This window comes from Rhodococcus sp. (in: high G+C Gram-positive bacteria) (genome assembly GCF_049299235.1).
Lineage (GTDB): Bacteria > Actinomycetota > Actinomycetes > Mycobacteriales > Mycobacteriaceae > Rhodococcus.
In genome coordinates this window covers 1-3,992 of sequence record NZ_JBAQXC010000140.1, presented here as the reverse complement: position 1 = coordinate 3,992, position 3,992 = coordinate 1, and the positions used below count along the sequence as shown (strand labels likewise).

The 3,992-nt window shown below is 70.7% G+C and carries 4 protein-coding genes and 1 pseudogene; 4 read left to right on the top strand and 1 reads right to left on the bottom strand.

Going from position 1 to position 3,992, the window contains the following annotated elements; genetic code table 11:
• Positions 1-68 precede the first annotated feature (68 nt).
• Positions 69-1,004, bottom strand: a complete 936-nt coding sequence (locus WAX14_RS08585) for a leucine-rich repeat domain-containing protein (RefSeq protein ID WP_422627664.1) — start codon at positions 1,002-1,004, stop codon at positions 69-71.
• Positions 1,005-1,107: 103 nt separating this feature from the next.
• On the opposite strand from WAX14_RS08585, the gene WAX14_RS08580 reads away from it, so the two are divergent.
• The 4 genes and pseudogenes from WAX14_RS08580 to WAX14_RS08565 form a co-directional block, all read left to right on the top strand.
• Positions 1,108-1,854 carry an SDR family NAD(P)-dependent oxidoreductase gene (locus tag WAX14_RS08580; RefSeq protein WP_422627663.1) on the top strand — a complete coding sequence of 249 codons (747 nt, stop codon included), beginning with the start codon at positions 1,108-1,110 and terminating at the stop codon, positions 1,852-1,854.
• Positions 1,855-2,042: 188 nt separating this feature from the next.
• Positions 2,043-2,984: an ABC transporter ATP-binding protein gene (locus WAX14_RS08575; RefSeq protein ID WP_422627662.1), complete on the top strand. Its 942-nt coding sequence runs from the start codon at positions 2,043-2,045 to the stop codon at positions 2,982-2,984.
• Positions 2,981-3,769: an ABC transporter permease gene (locus WAX14_RS08570; protein ID WP_422627661.1), complete on the top strand. Its 789-nt coding sequence runs from the start codon at positions 2,981-2,983 to the stop codon at positions 3,767-3,769. Before WAX14_RS08575 ends, WAX14_RS08570 begins: the two co-directional genes overlap by 4 nt.
• Positions 3,770-3,809: 40 nt before the next feature.
• A pseudogene (locus WAX14_RS08565) lies at positions 3,810-3,992 on the top strand (sensor histidine kinase); the annotation flags it as partial.

Sequence of the window (3,992 nt, the reverse complement as noted above, 5' to 3'; positions counted from 1 at the left end):
GGCCAGGGCCGCGGTGAGCAGTGCGGTGCGCCGACTGCCCGGATTGCCGACCAGCAGCAGCGCGGCGCTCACTCCGACACGGCGGTGTAACGCCAGTCGTCGCGGTCGGCTTCCTGCCGGTCCTCGGCGGAGATGGTGATCTGCGGGTGCGCGGCCCGCAGCCGGTCCAGGGCCGCGTCGGAGGCGTAGTGGTGGTCGAGGATCAGGGTGGTCACCGCACCGAGGTCGCCGGCGGCGAGGGCGTCGACCCCGACATCGGTGAGGGTGCCCAGTGACAGGTCCAGGTCGGTGATGCGGGTGAGGATCGGCGCGTCGGCAAGCGCGACCGCGATCTCGTCGGCGATCTCGGCGTTGCGCAGACCCAGCGACGTCACGTTCGGGAACAGGTCGCCGGTCAGCAACGCGGCGAGCGGTTCGACGGTGTCGACGCCGCCGTAGTTTTCGGTGCCGAGCCACACCTCGAGACGTTCGAGGACCGGTAGGTCGGCGCCGAGCAGGGCGGTCAGGTACGCGGGCAGCAATCCGCCCGATTCGACGGTCAACGACCGCAGCCGCGGCAGCGACGGCGGGGTGAGGACCACGTCGTCGCCGGTCATCGGGGTGCAGCCGCCGCGCAACTGCACGGTCTCGAGGTTCGGTGTCGCCGCGAGCACCGCACCGAGATCGGCCCAGTCGATCCAGGAAATCTCGGATTCGTCGAAGGTCATGTCCCCGACGAACAGTGCGGTCAGCGCCGGCAACGCGGCGAGCAGCGGCACCACCTGCTCGGTGGGCAGCGGATCGCTGGCGTCGCTCCACTGCCCCAACAGTAGGGTGGTGACCTGCCCGGCCCACTCGGTCTCGGTCAGTGCGGTCAAGTCGGCGACGAAGCGTTCGTCGCCGCCGTCCCAGTCGGTGGCGATCTTCCAGGCGGTGGCCGCCGGATCGGCGGGGGTGTCGGTGTCGGTGGTGAACTGCTGGACGGGCAGGCCCGCGAATCGGGTGGTCGCTGTGGAGATGGTCACCGCTGTTCGGCTCCGTTCGATCGACGTGTCGCACTGGCGAGCGCCACCCTATGCGAGGAACCCGACAACAACCGGACAGCCAGGTCACCGCATACTGACCGGTATGACCAGCCCGCACGGAAGCATCGTGATCTTCGGTGGCCGCAGCGAAATCGGCGTCGAGGTGGCGCGTCGGCTCGCCCCGGGCCGCACCGTGATCCTGGCCGCGCGCCGCGCCGACGACCTGCACGAACCCCGCGACGCGGTGCTCGGGGCCGGGGCGGCCGCGGTGCACACCGTCGAATTCGACGCCGACGATCTCGATACCCACCAGGGGTTGCTCGACCGGATCACCGGCGAGCACGGGCCGATCGAGGTGGCCGTGCTCGCGTTCGGGGTGCTCGGCGATCAGGCTCGCGCCGAAACCGACGCCGACCATGTCGCGGCGGTCGTGCACACCGACTATGTCGCGCAGGTGGCGATGCTGACTCGGCTGGCGACACTGCTGCGGGCGCAACGGTCGGGGCGGATCGTGGTGTTCTCGTCGGTGGCGGGGGTGCGGGTGCGGCGCGCCAACTACGTGTACGGGTCGGCGAAGGCCGGCCTGGACGGGTTCGCCTCGGGACTGTCGGATGCGCTGCGCGGCAGCGGTGTGTCGCTGCTGCTGGTGCGACCGGGTTTCGTGATCGGCCGGATGGCGGCGGGCATGACCGCGGCCCCGCTGCCGAGCACCCCCGGTCAGGTTGCCGACGCCACGGTCCGCGCATTGCGGCGGGGCCGCACGGAAGTGGCGGTGCCGGGGCTGCTACGACCGGTGTTCGCCGTGATGCCTCTGGTGCCCCGCGCGGTGTGGCGCCGACTGCCCCGCTGACCGCGGCGGGTCGGCGGAACCTACCCGGACCCGTGACATCTGTCATGGCCGACCGCTGAGGACGTCACCGTACCCGATGATGTGGCGCACTGGTCCCGGCGCCGCGGGCCGGACAGGCTCGATCGTATGAGAAAGCCACACGAAGGAAACCCGCCGATCGACCCGTGTTCCCGGAACCGGGGGCGGCGATGAACCGCGGTGACACCGTCGTCGAGGTGTCCGGGATGTCCCGCCGCTACGGGTCCGGGAAGGACGCCTTCGTCGCGGTCCGCGACCTGGACCTGACGGTGCGCGACGGTGAACTGTTCGGACTGCTCGGCACCAACGGCGCCGGCAAAACCTCCACCCTCGAGGTCATCCAGGGACTGTCCCGGCCCACCGCCGGGACGATCCGGGTGTTCGGGGTGGACCCGGTGGCCGGGCGGCGGCAGATCCGCCCCGACATGGGCATCATGCTCCAACGCGGCGGATTGCCGCAGGACCTCACGGTCCGCGAGAGCCTGACCATGTGGGCCGGAACCTGCTCCGATCCGCTGCCGGTGGACTCGGTGCTCGACCGGGTCGACATGCTCGACCGGGCACCGACCCGGGTCAAGTCGCTCTCCGGTGGGGAAGCCCGCCGCCTCGACCTGGCGTGCGCGCTGATCGGGCAGCCCCGCCTGTTGTTCCTCGACGAACCGACCACCGGCCTCGATCCGGAGAGCCGCCGCAACACCTGGCGGTTGATCGCCGACCTGAAGGCGTCCGGGGTGACCATCATGCTCACCACCCACTATCTCGACGAAGCTGAATCCCTGTGCGATCGGCTGGCGATCATGCACCGCGGGACGGTGGCGCGCAGCGGCACCGTCGCCGACGTCGTCGCCGACCATCCCGCCACCATCCGGTTCCGGCACCCGGCGATGCCGCTACCGAACCTGCCCGGCACCGACCTCACCATCGACGGCGACACCGTGGTGCTGCGCACCACCACCCTGCAGGACACCCTCACCGACCTGCTGCTGTGGGCACGCCACCACGACCTGCACCTGGACGGTCTGGACGCGCGGGTGGCGTCCCTGGAATCGGTGTTCCTGTCCATCGCCGACGAACTGGACCGCCGACCCACCCCCGAAGGAGTACCCGCATGACCCGCCTCGCCGCACTGTCCCGCGCCGAGTTCACCCTGCTCGGCCGCAACCGGCTGCTGTTGTTCAACGCGCTGGTGTTGCCGCTGGTCTTCCCGGTCGGCATCCTGATCCTGGCACGGGACGGTGGGCTGTCCGACACTGCGGTGGCGTCGGGACTCGAGATGTTCGCCCTGTTCCTGTTCGTGTTCGTCGTCTACTACAACCTGCTGTCGGTCTATGCCACGCGCCGCGACGAACTGGTCCTCAAACGGTTGCGCACCGGCGAATGCAGCGACACCGAGATCCTGTCCGGGCCCGCCGTCCCGTCCTGGCTGCTCACCGTGGTACTGACGGTGCTGGTGGGGATCTGTGTCGTCGGGCTCGGCGGCCGCGCCCCGGTCAACCCGCTGCTCGTCGCGCTCGCCGTCGTCGGCGGGGCGGCCCTGTTCACGGCGCTGGCGTTGATCACCTCGGCGCTCACCCGCAACGCCGAGGCCGCGCAGATCACCTGCATGCCGGTGGTGGTGGTGGCCACCGCGGGTCTGACCAGCATCCGGAACGCGGTACCCGACAACATTTCCCAATTGCTCGACCTGACTCCGCTGGCCGCGATCGTCGACATCCTGGGCACCGGATGGGTGGGACACCCGGTGACCGACCCGGCCGCGGCCGACACCACCGACCCGGCCGTCGGGTTCGTCGACACCGTGACGGCGGCGGGCGGTCCGCTGCTGGTGCTGGCGGCATGGATCGTGGTGTCGGTGCTGGCCGCGCGCATCTACTTCCGGTGGGAGCCGCGCGCCTAGTGCCGTGCGCGGAGGCCGAGGACTCTGGGAAGGTGAAGCGATGATCGCGCAGACCCTCGGACGCTGGGACCCGACCCGCCCGTGGCGCAGCGACTCGACCGTCGACAAGGTGCGCGCCTACACCCGGCAGTCGTTCCTCGCCATGTGCCTGACGATCGGTGCGGCCGGCGCGGTCGCCGCCACCGCCGTCGGCGACCCGTGGTCGGCGGTGTGCGTCGGGATC